The 18,224-nt window shown below is 51.7% G+C and carries 17 protein-coding genes; 9 read left to right on the top strand and 8 right to left on the bottom strand.

What is annotated here, in order from left to right:
• Window positions 1-53: 53 nt before the first annotated feature.
• Together guaA and AEQ63_RS18655 are read left to right on the top strand one after the other, a co-directional pair.
• A complete protein-coding gene (guaA, locus tag AEQ63_RS18650; protein WP_042608327.1) occupies window positions 54-1,631 on the top strand; it encodes a glutamine-hydrolyzing GMP synthase in 1,578 nt (525 codons plus the stop codon).
• 307 nt (window positions 1,632-1,938) lie between these two features.
• Window positions 1,939-3,150: a tyrosine-type recombinase/integrase gene (locus AEQ63_RS18655; RefSeq protein WP_064364369.1), complete on the top strand. Its 1,212-nt coding sequence runs from the start codon at window positions 1,939-1,941 to the stop codon at window positions 3,148-3,150.
• Between the two features lie 295 nt (window positions 3,151-3,445).
• Here the strand turns inward: AEQ63_RS18655 and AEQ63_RS28295 are convergent, their stop codons facing one another.
• The 3 genes from AEQ63_RS28295 to AEQ63_RS18665 all read right to left on the bottom strand — a co-directional run bounded on the left by AEQ63_RS28295 (window position 3,446) and on the right by AEQ63_RS18665 (window position 5,944).
• Complete coding sequence (locus tag AEQ63_RS28295; RefSeq protein ID WP_152972389.1) at window positions 3,446-4,201, bottom strand: hypothetical protein; 756 nt, start codon at window positions 4,199-4,201, stop codon at window positions 3,446-3,448.
• Window positions 4,191-4,673 carry a hypothetical protein gene (locus AEQ63_RS18660; protein WP_064364345.1) on the bottom strand — a complete coding sequence of 161 codons (483 nt, stop codon included), beginning with the start codon at window positions 4,671-4,673 and terminating at the stop codon, window positions 4,191-4,193. Before AEQ63_RS18660 ends, AEQ63_RS28295 begins: the two co-directional genes overlap by 11 nt.
• A gap of 329 nt (window positions 4,674-5,002) precedes the next feature.
• The gene (locus tag AEQ63_RS18665; protein ID WP_236705273.1) at window positions 5,003-5,944 is read right to left on the bottom strand and encodes a LuxR family transcriptional regulator; all 942 of its coding nucleotides are present in this window, start codon (window positions 5,942-5,944) and stop codon (window positions 5,003-5,005) included.
• Window positions 5,945-6,035: 91 nt separating this feature from the next.
• On the opposite strand from AEQ63_RS18665, the gene AEQ63_RS27370 reads away from it, so the two are divergent.
• Window positions 6,036-6,254 carry a helix-turn-helix transcriptional regulator gene (locus AEQ63_RS27370; RefSeq protein ID WP_082367901.1) on the top strand — a complete coding sequence of 73 codons (219 nt, stop codon included), beginning with the start codon at window positions 6,036-6,038 and terminating at the stop codon, window positions 6,252-6,254.
• A gap of 126 nt (window positions 6,255-6,380) precedes the next feature.
• Window positions 6,381-7,736 (top strand): replication protein, encoded by a 1,356-nt coding sequence (locus AEQ63_RS18670; RefSeq protein WP_064364347.1) that lies wholly within the window; start codon window positions 6,381-6,383, stop codon window positions 7,734-7,736.
• A gap of 288 nt (window positions 7,737-8,024) precedes the next feature.
• Here AEQ63_RS18670 and AEQ63_RS18675 read toward each other — a convergent pair whose 3' ends face one another.
• The 4 genes from AEQ63_RS18675 to AEQ63_RS27380 all read right to left on the bottom strand — a co-directional run bounded on the left by AEQ63_RS18675 (window position 8,025) and on the right by AEQ63_RS27380 (window position 11,567).
• Window positions 8,025-8,345 carry a hypothetical protein gene (locus AEQ63_RS18675; protein ID WP_064364348.1) on the bottom strand — a complete coding sequence of 107 codons (321 nt, stop codon included), beginning with the start codon at window positions 8,343-8,345 and terminating at the stop codon, window positions 8,025-8,027.
• A 2-nt stretch (window positions 8,346-8,347) separates the two neighbouring features.
• A complete protein-coding gene (gene trbL / locus AEQ63_RS18680; RefSeq protein WP_064364349.1) occupies window positions 8,348-9,895 on the bottom strand; it encodes a P-type conjugative transfer protein TrbL in 1,548 nt (515 codons plus the stop codon).
• 193 nt (window positions 9,896-10,088) lie between these two features.
• Window positions 10,089-10,826: a P-type conjugative transfer protein TrbJ gene (gene trbJ / locus AEQ63_RS18685; protein WP_064364370.1), complete on the bottom strand. Its 738-nt coding sequence runs from the start codon at window positions 10,824-10,826 to the stop codon at window positions 10,089-10,091.
• A 375-nt stretch (window positions 10,827-11,201) separates the two neighbouring features.
• Window positions 11,202-11,567 (bottom strand): TraK oriT-binding protein, encoded by a 366-nt coding sequence (locus AEQ63_RS27380; RefSeq protein WP_082367905.1) that lies wholly within the window; start codon window positions 11,565-11,567, stop codon window positions 11,202-11,204.
• Window positions 11,568-11,981: 414 nt separating this feature from the next.
• Between AEQ63_RS27380 and AEQ63_RS29325 the strand changes: the two genes are divergently transcribed.
• The 5 genes from AEQ63_RS29325 (at window position 11,982) to AEQ63_RS18710 (ending at window position 15,631) form a co-directional block, all read left to right on the top strand.
• Window positions 11,982-12,287 (top strand): hypothetical protein, encoded by a 306-nt coding sequence (locus AEQ63_RS29325; protein ID WP_442965725.1) that lies wholly within the window; start codon window positions 11,982-11,984, stop codon window positions 12,285-12,287.
• 121 nt (window positions 12,288-12,408) lie between these two features.
• The gene (locus AEQ63_RS18695; RefSeq protein WP_161806093.1) at window positions 12,409-13,527 is read left to right on the top strand and encodes a nucleotide kinase domain-containing protein; all 1,119 of its coding nucleotides are present in this window, start codon (window positions 12,409-12,411) and stop codon (window positions 13,525-13,527) included.
• Between the two features lie 2 nt (window positions 13,528-13,529).
• Entirely contained in the window at window positions 13,530-14,429 is a 900-nt protein-coding gene (locus AEQ63_RS18700) for a nucleoside triphosphate pyrophosphohydrolase family protein (protein ID WP_064364350.1), read from the top strand.
• A 63-nt stretch (window positions 14,430-14,492) separates the two neighbouring features.
• Window positions 14,493-14,990, top strand: a complete 498-nt coding sequence (locus tag AEQ63_RS18705; protein ID WP_064364351.1) for a TIR domain-containing protein — start codon at window positions 14,493-14,495, stop codon at window positions 14,988-14,990.
• 2 nt (window positions 14,991-14,992) lie between these two features.
• Window positions 14,993-15,631: a hypothetical protein gene (locus AEQ63_RS18710; protein ID WP_064364352.1), complete on the top strand. Its 639-nt coding sequence runs from the start codon at window positions 14,993-14,995 to the stop codon at window positions 15,629-15,631.
• Window positions 15,632-15,689: 58 nt separating this feature from the next.
• Here AEQ63_RS18710 and AEQ63_RS18715 read toward each other — a convergent pair whose 3' ends face one another.
• Window positions 15,690-18,014, bottom strand: a complete 2,325-nt coding sequence (locus tag AEQ63_RS18715) for a patatin-like phospholipase family protein (RefSeq protein WP_236705274.1) — start codon at window positions 18,012-18,014, stop codon at window positions 15,690-15,692.
• Window positions 18,015-18,224 lie beyond the last annotated feature (210 nt).

The raw sequence follows: 18,224 nt of genomic DNA on the forward strand, positions 1-18,224 counted from the left end.
GGGCTGTTCATTCAGCCCCGAGTTGTTTCTGATTCACTACATGAGAATGAGTCATGGCCCTCGACATTCACGCTCACCGCATCCTGATCCTCGACTTCGGTTCGCAATACACCCAGCTGATTGCCCGCCGCGTGCGCGAGATCGGCGTGTACTGCGAACTGCACCCGTTCGACATGGACGAAGATGCGATCCGCGAATTCGCCCCTAAAGGCGTCATCCTCGCCGGCGGCCCCGAGTCCGTTCACGAAGCCAACAGCCCGCGCTGCCCGCAGGCGGTGTTCGATCTGGGCGTTCCGGTATTCGGCATCTGCTACGGCATGCAGACCATGGCCGAGCAACTGGGCGGCAAGGTTGAAGGTTCCGAACTGCGTGAGTTCGGTTACGCCCGCGTTGACGTGGTCGGCAAGAGCCGCCTGCTCGACGGCATCGAAGACCACATCGACGCCGACGGCCTGTTCGGCCTCGACGTGTGGATGAGCCACGGTGACAAAGTCACGAAGATGCCGGAAGACTTCCACATCCTCGCCAGCACCCCGAGCTGCCCGATCGCCGGTATGTTCAACGACGATCGCGCATACTACGGCGTGCAGTTCCACCCGGAAGTGACCCACACCAAGCAGGGCGGGCGCATCCTTTCGCGCTTCGTGCTCGACATCTGCGGCTGTGAAGCCCTGTGGACGCCGTCGAAGATCGCTGAAGACGCCATCGCCAACATCCGTGCCCAGGTCGGCACCGACAACGTTCTGTTGGGCCTGTCCGGCGGCGTTGATTCCTCGGTGGTTGCTGCGCTGCTGCACAAGGCCATCGGCGACCAGTTGACCTGCGTGTTCGTCGACAACGGCCTGCTGCGTCTGCACGAAGGCGAGCAAGTGATGGCCATGTTTGCCGAGAACATGGGCGTCAAAGTGATCCGCGCCAACGCTGAAGAGCAGTTCCTCAACAACCTGGCCGGCGAAGCCGACCCGGAGAAGAAGCGCAAGATCATCGGCCGCACCTTCATCGACGTCTTCGATGCCCAGTCGAACAAACTGGAAAACATCAAGTACCTCGCGCAAGGCACCATCTACCCGGACGTGATCGAGTCGGCTGGCGCGAAAAGCGGCAAGGCCCACGTGATCAAGTCGCACCACAACGTGGGCGGCCTGCCGGAAGAGATGAACCTGAAACTGGTCGAGCCACTGCGCGAACTGTTCAAGGACGAAGTCCGTCGTCTGGGTCTGGAACTGGGCCTGCCGTACGACATGGTCTACCGTCACCCGTTCCCGGGCCCGGGCCTGGGCGTGCGCATCCTCGGTGAAGTGAAAAAGGAATACGCCGACCTGCTGCGTCGCGCCGACCACATCTTCATCGAAGAACTGCGCAAGGCCGACTGGTACCACAAGGTCAGCCAGGCGTTCGTGGTGTTCCAGCCAGTGAAATCGGTGGGCGTGGTCGGCGACGGCCGTCGTTACGCCTGGGTCGTGGCCCTGCGTGCCGTGGAAACCATCGACTTCATGACCGCACGTTGGGCACACCTGCCTTACGAACTGCTGGAAACCGTCTCCGGCCGCATCATCAACGAAATCGAAGGCATCTCGCGCGTTACCTACGACGTATCGAGCAAGCCACCGGCGACGATTGAGTGGGAATGATCCTATGTCCGGCACTGCCGGGCACGATCTAGCAAGAAATGCCCTGGAGCCCGCGTAATTGCGGGCTTTTGGCTTTTTGGGTCTGGCAAGTTCAGGCAGCGTTTTGCATCGCCAAGCATAGTTTTTTTATGGCATGGTACGGGGTACCAACTGCATCCTATGCCATGCATGACACTTGATACCATGTCCCCTGTTTCAGGATGGACATGGTATCGGGATAGCCAAGAGGCCCGGTTTTACTGGGGTTAAGCCCCATTCTTCCGCGCTTTTCAGAGCATGGTATTTTTTCATGGAATAAATGGAAGCCATGCTCACTGATACCAAGCTTCGAAACCTCAAGCCGCAAGACAAGCTCTACAAGGTGATTGACCGCGATGGCTTGTACGTGGCGGTTACACCGGCCGGCTCAATCTCCTTTCGCTACAACTACTCCATCAATGGCCGGCAGGAGACCGTCACCTTCGGTCGTTATGGCTTGGGCGGGATCACCCTGGCAGAGGCGCGTGAGAGGCTAGGGGAGGCGAAGAAGATGATCGCCGCGGGTAAGTCGCCAGCTAAGGAGAAGGCGCGTGCGAAGGCGCGCACGAAGGGTGCTGAGACATTTGATGATTGGGCTGAAAAATGGCTGCGCGGCTATCAGATGGCGGATTCGACACGCGACATGCGCCGATCAGTCTACGAGCGCGAATTGAAGCCGAAGTTTGGCAATCAGAAGCTGGCTGAAATCACTCATGAGGATCTGCGGGCGCTGACTGATGCGATAGTGGAGCGGGGGGCGCCTGCAACTGCTGTCCACTCCCGTGAGATCGTGCTACAGGTCTATCGCTGGGCCATTGAGCGTGGCCAGAAGGTTGAAAACCCAGCGGATCTAGTGAGGTCTGCCAGCATCGCCAAATTTGAGCCACGTGATCGGGCGCTGACGCCTGATGAAATTGCGCTGATGTACCAGTACATGGATCGGATCGGAACAGCGACTTCGGTTCGTGCTGCGGCAAAGCTCCTTCTGCTGACGATGGTGCGCAAGAGCGAGCTGACCAACGCGACGTGGAGTGAGATCAATTTCAGCGAGGCGCTGTGGACGATCCCCAAAGAGCGGATGAAGCGTCGTAACCCTCATTTGGTGTTTCTTTCCCAGCAGGCATTGGATTTCTTCATCGCGTTGAAAACCTTGGCAGGAGGTTCAGACTACGTTTTGCCGTCACGCTACGACTCTGATTTGCCAATGAGTGCGGCCACGATTAACCAGGTACTGACGCTGACCTATCGCCTTGCCCAAAAGGAAGGGGTGCCCCTAGGCAAGTTCGGTCCTCACGACCTGCGACGTACGGCCAGCACGCTGTTGCATGAGGCGGGCTACAACTCTGATTGGATCGAGAAGTGTCTTGCGCACGAGCAGAAAGGTGTTCGAGCAGTCTACAATAAGGCCGAGTACCGGGATCAGCGTCGTGCGATGTTGCAGGACTGGGCCGATATGATTGATGAATGGACACTTAAGAAAGCTCAGAAAACCAATGGGTAGCTTACATAGTCGCCCTTCATATCAGCGGATCGCTTGATGGAAATTGCTCTGCAATTTGCCAGTCGTTTGCATTCGATGTAGTCCATCGTACGCATAGCTGAAGGGAGAAAACAGTAATTCACGACTGGCCACTAATTGGATAAAGCTATCTTAATAAAGTCTGTTATGAAGTAAAAGTTCTCGGTGATGAACGATTATATCCAGATACTCCTTCGCGCGGGAATCCCTGGGCTCGGAATAAGCTCAGGTATTCCTTGGAAAAGGTCTCCGCAAGTTTATACGAGGATGTGAACGCTCAGTACCGTCCACCTCCAAAATAGTGCGCAGCCACATCCCTTTTATAATGCTCGTACCAATCTGTAAGCCAGGCCATTGAAATGCAGAGCGTGTACAGTTGATGTTCGTCAGAAATATTATTGCTGGTGATGACGTTGTGGGTTGATTTATTTATTATCAGCCCGTTCCAAATCATACCGATCAGATCGGAATGTCCTGACTGTCGTCGCACATGGTGAAATTCACAAGTGCTAAGTTCCAAGGTATGACCAGTAAGTTCATCAAGTTTAATGTTGTATGCTCGAATTCTATCCGCTTTCAACCGCCTTTTGGCATCATTAACAGACTCTGAATTTTGCAGTCTTAGCACCTCGGCCTGACTCGCGTCCCGAGCGTGCAGGCCGATGATTTCGGATAAGCGCAGGTATTCGCGACGCTTATTCGTTATTGGTCCTTGAAGTATCTCGTTAAGTCTGTACACCACAGCTGAATACCTCACACACTGACGACCAGAAAAATTTGCTCTGTCGCGAGGTATTATGCCTCCTACGAAAAATGCAGCAGTTGCATGATCCGTCCTCCAGATATCACTTAGACACTGCTCATCTAACCAAATCTGCCCCGTTGAATCAGTCAGTGTTCCTGACTGCCAAGCATTAAATGTGCGACGTGCGGCACCGAGGTTAAGATTGGCAGGCAAGTTTTGCTTCAGGTCGAAATCGATACCTTGGCGACTATTGAAAAGTGGGCGTATTTGCTTATCTTCATCGCCCATGTTTAATCATCTCCTCATGCAATCGGTTAAGCTCTTCTGTAGCCGACGTGGCACCTGAATGCTTACACTTGTCAGGGTGCACAATCGACGACAATTTTCGCCGCCAAGTTTTTGCCTTGGCGTTTGACTTATACAGATCAACGGTGATGCCTAAAGCTTTTTGCTGAGCCTCACCCTGTAAGTTAACTAGGTTGTAGATTAGCTCCGCTTGGGGAGAAATAAAGTACTCGCTCTCTGTTCGCTCTTTGTAGTTGGCAAGAAATCGAAGCATCCCTCGAATAGACTCGAACTCCTCCCATGAGGAAATTTCCTTAAATCCTGAGTCTGGAAGGACTAGGGAGTTAATTTTTTCTGAAAGTTCCTGCAGTGAAAATTCTTTCCTCAAGGTATCTGTAGGAATATCAAAAAAGTTCGATATTCCAGGCTGGGCTGGACTACCCGTAGTTTTATCCTTGGTTTCAAAATCGCTCATATAAAAATAGTGCCTCCTCTAAGGTTAATAATGCTAATTACCAAATGTTGTGTTGTCGCCATGAAAATCAGTATAAATTTCTCAGTCTTTTTTCAATCGCCTTGCAATCAGACTTATACACTGCTTTCAAAGACAACATGTAGCTGACAGCCTGCTTTTGGCGGTTAGCTGTCCTCCGTGAGGGGTGGCTCTGAGGTCCTAGCGACCGGTCGTCGATGGCTGCTTTCGCCCGTTGGCCATGCGAACACTGGTCAGATCTATGCAAGTAACTGCACTCGTCGAATACAAACGTGTGTAGATGTGGGGAGCAATTACTCATCTTGACGCACTCATGCTGTCGTAAATCGAAAGCAGTCAGGAATATGGCGAAGAGCCTTGGATACTGCTTGGCGCTCGATCTCCAATCTGCGAGCAATTTCTGACTGGTTGAAGCCGAACTCTTGCAGTACGAGGATTTGCTTTCTTCGGTCTGTCAGCTTCATGTCCACCATTAGTCGAGCGAGATTTCTTAGCTCCGCTTCGTCCGCTAGGTGTAGGGTTTGGCTAAGCATGTATCGAAAGATATAAGCGTCGACGAGCTCGTCACCTGACTTTGCCTTAGGCTCTGCTCGTATCGCGCATTGTCTGCTCAATCTGGCCAGCTCTAGGTCGAACTGCGCTACCGATCTCATTGCTTGCCTGTATGCCGGATTCCAGCGTCCATCTGGTGTCTTTGGGCGGTGGGTGGTGCAGTACAGGTTGCTCAGGCGTAGGTGTTCATCAAGGTCACGCTGACCTTCACCTTCTGCGAACAATGCTAGCTCTGCTCGCGCGCCGCAGAATCTACAAAACCCCTTTAAGCGTTGACCGTTCAAACCGTCCATATCCTTGGTATACGGCTGCTTGCGCTTACATGCCAGCACCAGTTCTATCAACGTCTCAAGCGTCGCAATGAAGCAGCGATCATCCCCCGACTGCTTGTCGTGAGTCAGAACAAAAGCTCGTAGCAGCTGACGCTGTAGGCGGACCATAGCGGCAATGCCAACAAGCTGGATAATCGCGCTGAACGCTACATTCGTTCCTGCCCCGGGTATATGGCCCTGATAACGCGATGGAAGCGTTTCGGCATATGACGCCACGACAGGGTCGATAAGCTCTTCGACCAGACGAACGATCGGATAGCGTTTAGATGCTGTGGAGTAGGGCTCCCAGCGATCAAGGAATCGGTGAAGGGCCTCTGCGACGGAGGCATCACACCCCTCCCAAATAGCTATGGTCATCTGTTTTTTCATGTCAACCATTCTAGCCAATCATTCTGTCGAAGCAATAGGCACCTAAAGGCACGATCAGGCACACATTCGCTGTGACTGATAGGGCCTAGCTATGCATTCATCGAGCAAAAAACTAATCGACAAAAAGACACTCCTGGCGATGATCCCGCTGTGTGAGCGCACGATCTATAACTTTGAAATGAAGGGTAAATTTCCACGTCGAATTGCGGTGAGTAGCCGCAAGGTCGTGTGGGATTTAGCCGAGGTAGAGGAGTGGATTGATACATGCAGGGAGTCCGGCCCCGCTCCTAGGCCAGGAATGGCAGTCTGAGCGGTGGGGTTCAGGCCTGAGACAAGGTCGACATCGCGTCCTTACTCAGAAACTGCAAACGACCTTGTAGAGCTGAAAAGCGCAAGTTTACAGCTTGCGCTTTTCAGCTCTGAGGACGAAGCGCAGATGTACCACGATAGGACGAGAGCCGGTTTTTTTTCGTTGCTCGTCGACTCCCAAGGTGAAAAGCGCCAGTCCTCTCATCGTTTGGCTGATATGCCAAAAGTGCTCAGTTTGTTGGACAAAAAACGTGACACGTGGATGTCCCAAGCAGAGTTCATCCGACCCAATCGGCGAGTCGTTAATCTTCTGCGGCTTGGTCTGCTGTTCACCGACCTCGACACCTACCGCGTGCCCGGGCTAACTGGGCGTACGCCTGATCAACTGGCTGCGTCGGTCCTATACTTCTGCGCCGAAGAGGGCTTGCCGCCGCCGTCGGTGCTGATCTACAGCGGCCGGGGCATACAGGCCAAGTGGCTACTGGATGGCACGATTCCACGACAGGCCCTGCCCCGCTGGAACGCCTGCCAACGCTACCTTGTGGATCGCCTCGCGCACGTCGGGGCCGACCCGATGGCTAAGGATGCCAGCCGCGTGCTGCGCACCGTCGAGACGGTCAACAGCAAGAGCGGCGAAGTCTGCCGCGTGGTTCATGTCCAGAGCGGCCACGATGGCCAACCGATCCGCTACAACTTCGAGTATCTGGCCGAGGCCCTGCTACCGGCAGCCCGATGGACTATCGAGCAGCAACGGCAGGAGCAACAGAAACAGGCCGAACAGCGCGCAACGAGAAAGCCTTTCCTTTTGGTGCCCGGCAGCAAAGCTGACAATCTGCGCGGGTTTTCCGGCCGACAGCTCGCGTGGGATCGGCTGGAAGACCTGCGCAAGCTGGCCGAGCTGCGCGGTGGTGTCGGTGAAGGCAGCCGTATGCAGCACCTGTTTTGGCGATTGAATTTCCTGCTGCTGTCCGGGGCGACCAACAGCAAGCAGATGTACCACGAAGCGGCCGCGCTGGCCCGCGAACTTGATCCGCAGTGGAATAGCCGCTCGAAAGAGCTTATGACCCTGTTCAGCAAGGCCAAAGCCTACGAGGCCGGGGAGAAAGTCAGCTTTGGCGGCAAGGACTACGCGCCGCTCTACACGCCGAAGAACGACACCCTTATCAACCTGTTCGGGATCACTGCCGACGAACAACACCAGCTCAAGACCATTGTCAGTCGGGTCGAGGCTGCAGAACGGGATAGGAGGCGCCACGAGCTTCGTAGGCGAGCTGCCGGTTCAGTAGACCGACAAACCTACCTTGATACCGCTAAAGCCAAGCAAACACAGGCACAGGCTCTAAGGCGCGAGGGGTTGAGCGTACGGGCTATCGCTAAGCTAATGGGTGTATCAGTTATGGCAGTGTCCAGGTACATAAACACGTCGGAGATTCAGTGTACCAAGTCCGTCCGTATTACTAATGGCGAAGCCCCCGCGCTTTGACGGCGGCCCGTCCAGTCTGATGGTCCAAGTGTTCAAAGTCCGTGCGTATTACTAATGGCGGAGCCTTCCGCGCGTTGGATCAAGGCTGTCTGGGATCGTCGTTCTGATGGAGTGCCAGTAGGGTGCTGCTCCGAAGTAATACGGCGGCTCGAATTTTGAACTCAGGAAGAGATTGCGCTTATGTGCGGGAGGTCTGAAGGGGCGAGCTGAGACAAGTCCGTGCGTACTACTTGGATTTGGTGGCACCGGAAAACAAACACCCCCGCACTCTGGCGGGGGATTGTAGAGTTAGCGGTTGACGGGGGAGTCGAGCCTTTGGGCTTCCTGCGCCGCTCGTATCGCCGTCAGAATTTGCAGGGCTTGAGCGGCATTGCTCTTGCTACCAAGTAGAGGGAGGCGATTCAGATGTTGCACTCCAGAAAACATGTGAAAGGAAGCCGAAAGGGCCAGCGGGCTAACTCGAAGCTGCAACGCGGTGCATTGTCGATCCAGTCTATCTAGCAATGGCCCGTGGCCTTTGCTCCGCAGCCAACGGCCGAACGCCCACATGCCAATGGCTAAGGTGGAGGCGAGCACTACGAATCCAGCGAACATTAGAATGCTATTCATGATTATTTCTCCGGTTGGTCGTTGCTTGAGGTTATGCTCGAAACGTCGAGGCGGCCGGAATTCGAGCTGGTGTTCGTATCCGGTCGAATGACGTTGGATTCCATGCCTGCGGCTTCCCCAGTTGGCTCTGCGGACGTGGGCGAACTGGAGTCAATGGGAGCTGGCAGTAGAAGATCAGCGCCAAACGACGCTGAGTGCGCATTCTCCATGCCCGGCACCGTCAGCGAGGCAATTACGCCAAGCGCTTTTGCACCACCATTGGCCGCTCGGGACAGTGCGCTGCCGGAACTAACAGCTCCCCCTTTCGGTGTTGCTTTCTGATCATCGTCACCGCCGCTCTGTGCGGCCTTCCCGGCCTGCTTAGCGGTCTGCTGGACGCTGTCGCTGGACGTAGCCGATGGGGTGGCTGCACCACCGCCAATCTTCGCACCTGCGGAGCTCGCCGCCTTGGCCGCTGCGCCGCCGCCAGTGCTAGACCCTACGCCGGGGGATGTAGCTCCACCTACTGGCGAGGTAGCACCAGCGGAGCTTGCACCGGTAAAACTGGAGTTGATCGCCCCTGCCAGCCCGCCGCCGCTGATGCCTCCGGCACCCGCTGCACCGGCAGCAGCAGGAGCTGCCGCCCCGGCCGTGGCGATGGTTGCGATTGCCGCCGCTGCACCGGCAGCACCGGCGGCCGCCATACCACCGATGGCTGACCCGCCACCCATCGACGTGCCGCTAATCATGCCGCCGATCAGGTCGGGAATAGTCTTTGTCAGATAGCAGCACACCAAGGCCAGACCGACCATCGTCATCAACGACGCCTCGTCATTGGTGTAGGCGGCCAACCACTGCTTGGCGGACTGAACGATCAGGCCGACGATTAGCGTTAAGACGAACAGCTTGGCTCCGATTGCGACGGTGAAGCGCATTGGGGCGATCGCAAAATCACGCGTCCATTGTGAGCCGCCAAAGCCAAAGAACAGCACCGAAGCATTGATGATGACGTAAGACTCTACGAGCGTTACGAACATGAATGCAGCGATGAAGGCGAAACACGCCAATACAAGGATTGCGCATACTGCGATCAGAAGTCCTTTGGCCGGAGAAAACACTGATATGCCCTTTACCATAGTGCGGCCAAAATCCAGTGCAATCGCCAGCATATCGCCGGGTTCTAATGCACGCCCGAGGCCGCTCGCAGACGCAGCCGCATCGCGGAAACTATCGACAATGGCAGATGACCACTCCACCGAGTACTTCATAACAGCAAGGAAGAAGCCGACCACCAGGACGAAGCGCAGCAGCTCGCCGACAATTTCGCCTAAGTCGGCTTGCTTCATGATCAGAGGTATGAACGTCCAAATGAATTGAATGGAGGCCAACAGCCAGAATAATCTGATCGCATAGTCATACAGCTTTCCTGACCACTGGTGCGACTGCTGCAAAACGAGGTCGAGTAGGCCCTGCACCGATGTGTCGGCATGGGAAAGGTCGGTCGCGGCCATAGCATCTCCGCTCACAAATGCACTCGCCAAGGCGAGGAACAACAGTAGGCGAGTATCCATAGCTAGTACCCCTTAACGCCGCCGCGGGTATTCGGGCGTGCTTCAAACGAGGTATCAGCGTCACTCTGTCGCCGATGGTGCTCAGTCACCGAGGTACATTCGCTGTTGCTTTGAACTGCCAGGGTGACCATAAAAGCGGTTAGTGCTGAGCCGGAGCAGATCAACGCGATGAGCCATTTCGAAATAGTCATTCTCAGTACCCCTTCACGCCACCGCGTGTGTTTTCACGTGCTTCAAACTGCTGTTCCGTTGCCTCGCCCGCAGCCTTTCGATCAACCTGCTGAGCCATGTAATTGCCCTGCATGTTGATTTGTGTGGCCAGCAGATCGCGCAGCTTCTGCAACTGCTGGACATTTTGTGAGGCGATTTCGTTGCCTGCCTGAATCGCCTGCATCCGGCCCTCGGCTGACTGTGAACGTGAAACCATGCGCGCGAGCTGAGCGTCTTCAGACTCGAAAGCTCCTGTATTTAAATCCGCTGCTTTCATTGCCGTTTTCACGTTGTCACGACCCTGCACGGACCACTTTTCATAGCGATCACGGTTCGGAGCTTGTGCCAAGTTCGCAGCTTGATTCAGGTAAGACTCGAAGCCTGGGAAGGCCGTGTTGAATTTCGAGTCCATGTCCTGGATTTGTCGCCCTAGGGCTTGCGAGCGGTTGTAGATGTTGGCCACATTTTTCAGATCGGCCGCGATGCTGCCAAACATCGAATTCGGCAAGCTCGTGCCTTGCGAAACCATGTTTTGATACTGCTGAATCTGCGTTTGCAGTTGCTCGGCGGTATTCAATGCCGTGTTGACCTGCTCGACGTACCCGAACATCTGCTGATAGAACGTCGAGCAATTCGAGCAATAGATTGCATAAGCACGGGCAGGGGAGATGCATACCATCCCTATAAAAACGGCTCCGAGAATTTTGGCGCTGTTGGCCATTTGGCGAATAAGTTTCCCGAGCGCATAAGCGGTCGTTCTGTGCGAAGTATCAGCTGACAGCGTTCTGTCTTTGATGGGCTTTGAGATTATTTGGTACATATGCCGACCTCAATCAGTCACTATTATTCGTGCTTGATCGTGCCCCGATATGCCGGTTGCATCGATGGAATGATTGGCTAATTAGGTTGACATGGAAGACGCCGATTGGCGGCGAATGCCGATGAGGTTTCCTAGAAAACTCTCAAAGAGCTGACGGAATGTGATTTTCAATCAGTCGGCGTCGCATGCAGGGGGAGGGGCAAATCTTTGCGTCGTCAATGGCCGTGTACGCTTGAGAGAGTCGAGGTCGCTGAAACTCTCGCACATCCGCCAAAGTTAGATCAGGTCGTCACGATTGTTGCCACTGCTAGGATCATGCCTGAACCCAGGTTGACGCTTTGACATGGTGCTTGGCTGCATCGTCGCGCCAGACTGCGTTTGTTCTACCAGTGGCGTCGTAGAAAGTAGTGTCTCGTCTGCAACCTTTGGGCGCTGGTCTCCGCGCTTGGTCGGCGTGCGGATGTATTTTCCGACATATCGGGCGAATTGGCTGTAGCTCAGACCAGTGTTATCCCCACCGTGGTTCTCGTACACGACCGTGACCGGCCACCCCGCTTGGATCAGGCTACGGAATTCCTCGAGACGCGCTAAAAATGCGACCCGGCCTGCACCTGTAGGCCCTTTTTTTGGTGTTTTTGTCATCGCATAGTCCGCCTAAGCATGGTTGCGCAAGTATGCGCATAAAGTTGTATATTTTCCATGCGTAATCTAGCGTAGACATGCGTAAATATGCTTATGGTCGCGCCTTCTGAGCTGTTCGCATAGATACGCATATGTTTGCGCCTAGCTGGACGGCAAGATGTGTGTTGTACGGGTACGGGCAAGCCCGCACCCTCCCAACACCGCCCCTTATTCGCCTTCGGCTCAACGGCATCTTGCTCTGCGAGGCCCCAGCCGCTGCCGCGTCTAAGGGAAAAACCGCAACGGCAACAACAGAAGCACCCTGACAGCCGACACCAAAGAAAAGGCAACGGCTTGCCGAGGTGGCAAGCCAATTGAGGTTCGGCAAATGCCGAGGAAAAGGCTGGGATCACAGAAAACGCATACAAGGCTGGTATGCCCTGGTCGGGCTACCTGCGTGCTATCGGTTTAAGCACGCCCATCCGGTCGGTGGTTGACCACACCGCAGGGGCTGATCTGGCCAGGGTTAATGTCGACCTCCGACAGGGCACTGGACCGCTGAAGCTTCGGCTTTTAGAGAAGCGAAGCCAAGGCGCAAATGCGATTGACGTAGAGCTAGTGATGGTGGAGTTTGGAGAGCTGGAAGCTGGCATCCATGCAGCAACGAATGCGATGGTGTACTGGAACGGATGTGAATCGGCGCTGAGGCAGTTACGTGCTGTTTTTACAGGGCGCACATGATGGGATGGTTCGGCTGGAAGGGCTGCAGATTACGTCGCACGCTTGTATGCAGGGAAGAGTATATTGGTAGGTGATGCCTCGATTCGCCACGGCGAGTCCACCACAATGGAGATGGCGCGTGATGGTTGCAATTGAGTTCGACGGTAAGTATTTTGAGTTGCACTCAAATGTTCAAAGTAGCACATCTGAGGTGTCTAAAAAACTTGAGGTGACTCCGGTATATGAAAGCTATTGGAGGTTTGCCGCTGAGCGTCAAAAAGTTTTTAGGAAGAGATTGATTGGATCTTCTGGGCCTTGGACTTTTGATCCTGTTATTTTGGCTCATAAGTTCACAAACGCGTACCGCGCCTCAGATCGAGTTAGCCAATATTTAATAAGGAATGTAATTTATCGCACCGATCTTTGCGACTCTCCGGAGGAGGTGGTTTTCAGGATTTTGCTGTTCAAGTTTTTCAATAAGATCGAAACTTGGGAGCTTCTGGAAAGAGAGATTGGAGCTATTACGTATCGAGGTTATAATTTTGATACATACGATAGAGTCCTAACCCGAGCTATGCAGGCCGGGGGGCGGATTTACTCGGCCGCATACATCATGCCTCCGGGGAGTTCCGCATTTGGATATCCATCGAAGCATCAAAATCATCTCAAGCTGCTTGAACGAATGATGGATGAAAAACTTCCGAAAATTTTGCATGGCTTGGGCAGTATGCAGAAAGCGTTTGAAATCATCCGAAGCTACCCAACTATCGGCAATTTTTTGGCATATCAGTTTGTGACTGATATAAATTATTCTGAAGTCACATGTTTTTCAGAAATGGAATTCGTAATGCCTGGACCTGGCGCTCTAGATGGTTTAAAAAAATGCTTCAAAACTACAGCCGGGGTCGATGAGGCTCAACTAATACGGTTGATGGCTGAAAATCAGGAGCGTGAATTTGAACGCTTGGGTATTGAGTTTGACTCATTGTGGGGGAGACCACTTCAGCTGATAGATTGTCAGAACGTTTTTTGCGAAGTTGATAAGTACGCCCGTGTTGCTCATCCAGAGGTTTTAGGTATCTCAGGGCGTACTCGTATTAAACAGAAGTTTTCTCCGACTGGCTCGTTAGACATGCCGTGGTATCCACCTAAATGGGGGATCAATGACCGGGTTGCGGCAGATTTTAGATCGCTTGAGTTTTCGGAGGCCCGATCATCTTTTCGCGCTACCACCCAGGCAGCGTTGAACTTGGAGTGTTAAAAATGGACTTTAACTATTATCAGCGGCTTGCTCAATTAACTGATCGTGTTCCTTCAAAGAGTGCAGGAGCAGCGGGGATTGACTTGATGGTTCCGTTGCTTGGTTTGGCCGGCGAAACAGGAGAGCTTCTTAGCGAATATAAAAAGCGTCTGCGAGACGGCGATTCGCATTTGCTGTTTAAAGAAAAGATTTGTGAGGAACTGGGCGATTTGCTTTGGTATATCGCGAACGTGGCCGAAAAGTCCGGGCTCAGTCTTGAAGATGTGGCGCAGAAAAACCTAGACAAGGCTAATGGGCGTTGGGGACACGGCGACACCAGTGCGACGGTATTTGATGAAAGCTTTCCAGAACAAGAAAAATTGCCTAGAAAATTTGAGATTAAGTTGGATGAGGTCAACGTTGAGGGTAAAGTTAAGATAAGAATGCTAATGAACGATGTGCAGATTGGGGATTATCTGACTGACAATGCAGATGATCCTGACGGCTATCGATTTCATGATGTATTTCATCTTGCCTATATCGCAGTTCTGGGTTGGTCGCCCGTGATCCGTAGTCTTATGAAGCGTAAGAGAAAAAGTGCACCTGATATTGATGAAGTGCAAGATGGAGGGCGCGCACAGGTTATAGATGAGGCTGTTGTTGCTCTCGTGTTCGATTATGCGAAAGAGCACAATTGGCTTGAGGGGGTAACGGCGCTGGACTATAAGCTCTTACGTACTATCAAAGGCGTTACTTCTCTTTTGGAGGTGAAGGCGCGCTCGTCGGGAGAGTGGCAGAAGGCTATTCTTCTCGGGTTTGAAGTTTGGCGTAAAGTTTTGAAATCTAATGGTGCTCGATTACTCATCGATCAGGATTCTAGGTCTATAACTTATGCTGAAGGTGTAGGCTCTAGCATGGTTTAAAGCGGTTCTTGTTTTATTGATTCCTCGTTTATTAAGTTATGGATAACCTTGAGGGGTACGGTAATGAGTAAATCTGGAAGTCGTAGGCATTTGTTTATAAGTCACCACCACCGTGACGACGCGCTAGTTGACAAGTTTGCCAAATTGCTTGGGTCGAAGGGTTGGGATATTCGTAATAGCTCAATTCGTGCCAAACCTGCTAACCAAGAAAGACTTGATAAAGGAATGGTCAAGGAATCGACAATAAAGCGGCTGCTTCGAATGAAAGTCTCCTGGGCATCCACAGTTGTTGTTTTGATAGGCCAGCAGACACACCAGCGCCCTTGGGTGAATTGGGAAATTGATCAAGCGCACGCTCAGGGTAAGCGGATTGTGGGGGTTTACGAGCAGGGAGGCAAAGAGTCGGATATACCCGCAAGTTTAGAGAAGTATGCGTCCGCAATAGTTGGTTGGAACTCAGATAGTATTATGAGCGCTATTGATGCCGGGGAGAATGCTTTCCAAAATCCAGATGGAACTGTGCGTGATACTGTTAATGGAGCAGCAAACTCAGAGTGCTAGCGATGACGAAAGTATATATGTATGTAGTGGATCGCGATTTTGGTTTTGCTCCGAATCCGTTCCATGGTCTTTGTACGTTAGCTACCTGTAAGCCTCGTACTCGAAGAGTTGCTAAGGTGGGTGACTGGATCGTCGGGATGGGGGGAGGGAGACTAAGGGCTACTGGTAAGTGTATTTTTGCAATGAAGGTCTCTCAGTCGGAAACTTTTGATGGTTATTGGAGTAATCCTTTATATAAAGATAAAAAACCGTTGAGGAATGGCAGTAAGAAAATGATTGTGGGTGACAACATCTATTGGAAAAAAGATGGTGACTGGCAGCAGCTTAACTCGCATCATAGCTTTCCAGACGGCTCGCCTAATCCACACAATATAAAAAATGATACGCAGACTGATGTTGTTTTAATTTCGGATTATTTTTTTTACTTTGGCGCAGGTGCGGTTGTAATTCCAGAAAAAATACTTAAGGATCTGGGGTACGCCAATGGAAGAGATCATCGTAAATTTCCGCTTCATCAGGCGCAGCCTCTAATTGATTATCTAGAGCATGAATATGAAGCCACTCGATTGTATGGGGATCCTTATGACTTCGAGTTGGCGAAGTCCCGTTATTCGGCGGAAAACAATAAGGTGACGGTTTAAGGTTTTTTTAGGATGATTTTTTAACGAATGCCCGGGATTGCTCGGGCATTATTTTGGATTAAATATTATCAGCGGATTCGAGCATGTTTTTAGCTAATTGTTTGAACCACTCTCTGACATCGGCAGGGGTCGTGTTTTCGTCCAGCAATGCTTTGGAGAAAACTCCTTCCGCTACGTGTACCCCAAGCTGTCTATAGGCTTCAAATTGCTCTTCAGTGTAAAATTGATCTAAAGTAGATTCATGCGGGAAGTCGGGGCTTATGGAGCGATAACGCTTAAGCAGTTCTGTTTCGTCTCCGGTCAACGATAGTTTTAGGTATAGCATCAGACCAATAGCCTCCGGCTTCCCTGGCCCTGCGTCAGGGTAGTGAACTCTTAGAAGATGAGAGTGAGTTCTACTAAGGGTTGACTTTGGATCAAGCCGGATGTCATCAAGCCTTGGTTCAAGTCGTACACCAAAATCAATCTGAGCGTGCCTAACTAATGTCAATTGTCCCTCAAATGTTGAGCGCGGATCGGCCTCACCGTCCACGCACACGATAAATTTACAACGGCGGCGGAGAAGCTCATAGAGGCCCATGTTCTCAATATGTCCGCCATCTGAGATGTTCAGCCAAGGATTATTTTCATTCATGCCGATGCCGGTCATTTCACGGAGAAGACATAAAAAGCCGGGAGATTTCTTGCTTGCTATTTTAGGATTACTTATCCAATAGCCCAGCCTTATGTTCAATAATGTCATCAGTGCCGACACACTAGATACAGAGTTAGGGCCCATCTGGGGCGAAACTGCTGCCCCGGAAATAGCCATTGCAGTCGCTAGATCAACTGCGGCACCGTTACTTTTCCATTGGCTTGTAGAGGAATAGCCGGTCGCTGCTGAACCGCACCAATGTTTTGAAAAAATAAAGAAGTCTCCACGTCGATCTCTAAGAGTGCGATTTTTGCTGGAGGGTAAGTTTACAGTAGTGTTGATTAAATGATACGGTGCCCTATGACTGTTGTTGACAAATTTCAATGGCAGATCGTCAGAATTTTTATCATTTTCCACAAATGTCTTTGCGAGCTGGTCTCTATAAAGTTTGTGTAGGCCGGTCAGATTTACGTTCAGGCATAGTGAAATGATGGAGCAGGTTGCAATAATTAATATAAGCAGCACTTGCCCGCTAAGCCAAGAGATTGTCGAAACCTGGGAGAGGCTTCCCATTGCTCTGAAACTGTACAGTAGTGCAAGTGAGACTAGGGGGACTATAACAGCAGCTAAAATTAAGGAATATTTTAGGAGTATGTTTTTAGCGCGGAGGCTATTAAATATTGGTATAAATTTCGCTATCAATGGGATTGCAAACGCTAGCGCGGCTAAGTAAGTTGCACTCTGCCAGTTGTCGGAGGTGATTTTCCCCAGTGAATCATATCCCTTGCTTACTATAAAAGTTAATAGTGCGATTATTATGGTGCCTGCGCCTACAGCAACTATACTGCTTCCGGCTTTGGCACCCCATCCGAAACGCAAACCTATGCCATAGGAGATTATTCCGACTATACTAGCACCGCCGGAAACCCCAGCAATCCAAAGCCAAAAATTTGGGATGCTTAACATAGAAGTATAATTGCTAATTAAAGCTATAGCTGCAATTATGCCTATCGGTGCTGATAGGTTTAGTATAAGTCCTGCTAGGGCCCCCGTTACCATCATCCATCGTTGCTTTAAATTTGCAGCGCTTAAATATTTTGCGTTTTGTCTGATATGGCGGATTGGGTCTGTGTCTGGACCGTATGGCTTGCTTATTGCCTCGTAGCCTTCTTTTTGACTAAGCGTTGATGTAATAAAGCTTCCTGTGTATCCGCCTCCGGATACGGTTGAAAGATAGTCGAAGTCTTTCATTAGATTTTTTTCAGATAATACTTGGACGACACCGAGACAAAATGTCGCTGATCGGATACCCCCTCCGGATAGCGATAAGCCAACTGCGTCATTTTTTTCAGTTTTATTTATGTTGTAATGTTTTCGGCGCGCTTGAATTTCTGCAGCTTCTGATGTGTTTATATCGCAGAAATTATGTACCTTTCCAAGTGTATCATTCGGAATGCCGAATTCTATCGGAATGAAGCATTTTTCTAAGTCGTCAAAATTTATTACTGGAGGGGTAATCTTATCCTTGCAAATTCCACCATAGGCCATCAGTTGTAACTGTTCGCAGAAATCAATCAGTTTCACTCTTAGTGAATTAAGGTCTATGCGAAATTCATTGGCCCCGTCTTTTGAGTCCAGGACTCCGGCTTGATGCGCCCTATGCCACTTCGCCGTCACCGGGCGAAGTTCAGTGTTCAGCATGTCCGTGGTGATTTGTGAAAAATCTTTGCACCCAGGGAATGCTTTCATAACATTTCTGGCCAGCCCAAAGATTTCCCACAGGCTCTCCAATGCTCGTGTCTCAATCCCATATTGGTATGGTAGCGGCTGCACGGCAATGCGGGTCCGGAGTTCGGATAGCAGGGAGTGCGCGGCCAACTGGTCTGGGGTCAACGGTGACGGTACACTGGTCATCCTTAATCATTCGTCCTTTGCCGCTTATCTTTTCGGATGGCTTTT

The sequence above is a fragment of the Pseudomonas sp. RIT-PI-o genome (genome assembly GCF_001297215.1).
Classification (GTDB): domain Bacteria; phylum Pseudomonadota; class Gammaproteobacteria; order Pseudomonadales; family Pseudomonadaceae; genus Aquipseudomonas; species Aquipseudomonas moraviensis_A.

Excerpts from the sequence above, each read along its gene's own strand:
- guaA (WP_042608327.1), top strand. The coding sequence starts at position 54 with ATGGCCCTCGACATTCACGCTCACCGCATCCTGATCCTCGACTTCGGT.
- AEQ63_RS18655 (WP_064364369.1), top strand. The coding sequence starts at position 1,939 with ATGCTCACTGATACCAAGCTTCGAAACCTCAAGCCGCAAGACAAGCTC.
- AEQ63_RS28295 (WP_152972389.1), bottom strand. The coding sequence starts at position 4,201 with ATGGGCGATGAAGATAAGCAAATACGCCCACTTTTCAATAGTCGCCAA.
- AEQ63_RS18660 (WP_064364345.1), bottom strand. The coding sequence starts at position 4,673 with ATGAGCGATTTTGAAACCAAGGATAAAACTACGGGTAGTCCAGCCCAG.
- AEQ63_RS18665 (WP_236705273.1), bottom strand. The coding sequence starts at position 5,944 with ATGAAAAAACAGATGACCATAGCTATTTGGGAGGGGTGTGATGCCTCC.
- AEQ63_RS27370 (WP_082367901.1), top strand. The coding sequence starts at position 6,036 with ATGCATTCATCGAGCAAAAAACTAATCGACAAAAAGACACTCCTGGCG.
- AEQ63_RS18670 (WP_064364347.1), top strand. The coding sequence starts at position 6,381 with ATGTACCACGATAGGACGAGAGCCGGTTTTTTTTCGTTGCTCGTCGAC.
- AEQ63_RS18675 (WP_064364348.1), bottom strand. The coding sequence starts at position 8,345 with ATGAATAGCATTCTAATGTTCGCTGGATTCGTAGTGCTCGCCTCCACC.
- trbL (WP_064364349.1), bottom strand. The coding sequence starts at position 9,895 with ATGGATACTCGCCTACTGTTGTTCCTCGCCTTGGCGAGTGCATTTGTG.
- trbJ (WP_064364370.1), bottom strand. The coding sequence starts at position 10,826 with ATGGCCAACAGCGCCAAAATTCTCGGAGCCGTTTTTATAGGGATGGTA.
- AEQ63_RS27380 (WP_082367905.1), bottom strand. The coding sequence starts at position 11,567 with ATGACAAAAACACCAAAAAAAGGGCCTACAGGTGCAGGCCGGGTCGCA.
- AEQ63_RS29325 (WP_442965725.1), top strand. The coding sequence starts at position 11,982 with ATGCCCTGGTCGGGCTACCTGCGTGCTATCGGTTTAAGCACGCCCATC.
- AEQ63_RS18695 (WP_161806093.1), top strand. The coding sequence starts at position 12,409 with ATGGTTGCAATTGAGTTCGACGGTAAGTATTTTGAGTTGCACTCAAAT.
- AEQ63_RS18700 (WP_064364350.1), top strand. The coding sequence starts at position 13,530 with ATGGACTTTAACTATTATCAGCGGCTTGCTCAATTAACTGATCGTGTT.
- AEQ63_RS18705 (WP_064364351.1), top strand. The coding sequence starts at position 14,493 with ATGAGTAAATCTGGAAGTCGTAGGCATTTGTTTATAAGTCACCACCAC.
- AEQ63_RS18710 (WP_064364352.1), top strand. The coding sequence starts at position 14,993 with ATGACGAAAGTATATATGTATGTAGTGGATCGCGATTTTGGTTTTGCT.
- AEQ63_RS18715 (WP_236705274.1), bottom strand. The coding sequence starts at position 18,014 with ATGAAAGCATTCCCTGGGTGCAAAGATTTTTCACAAATCACCACGGAC.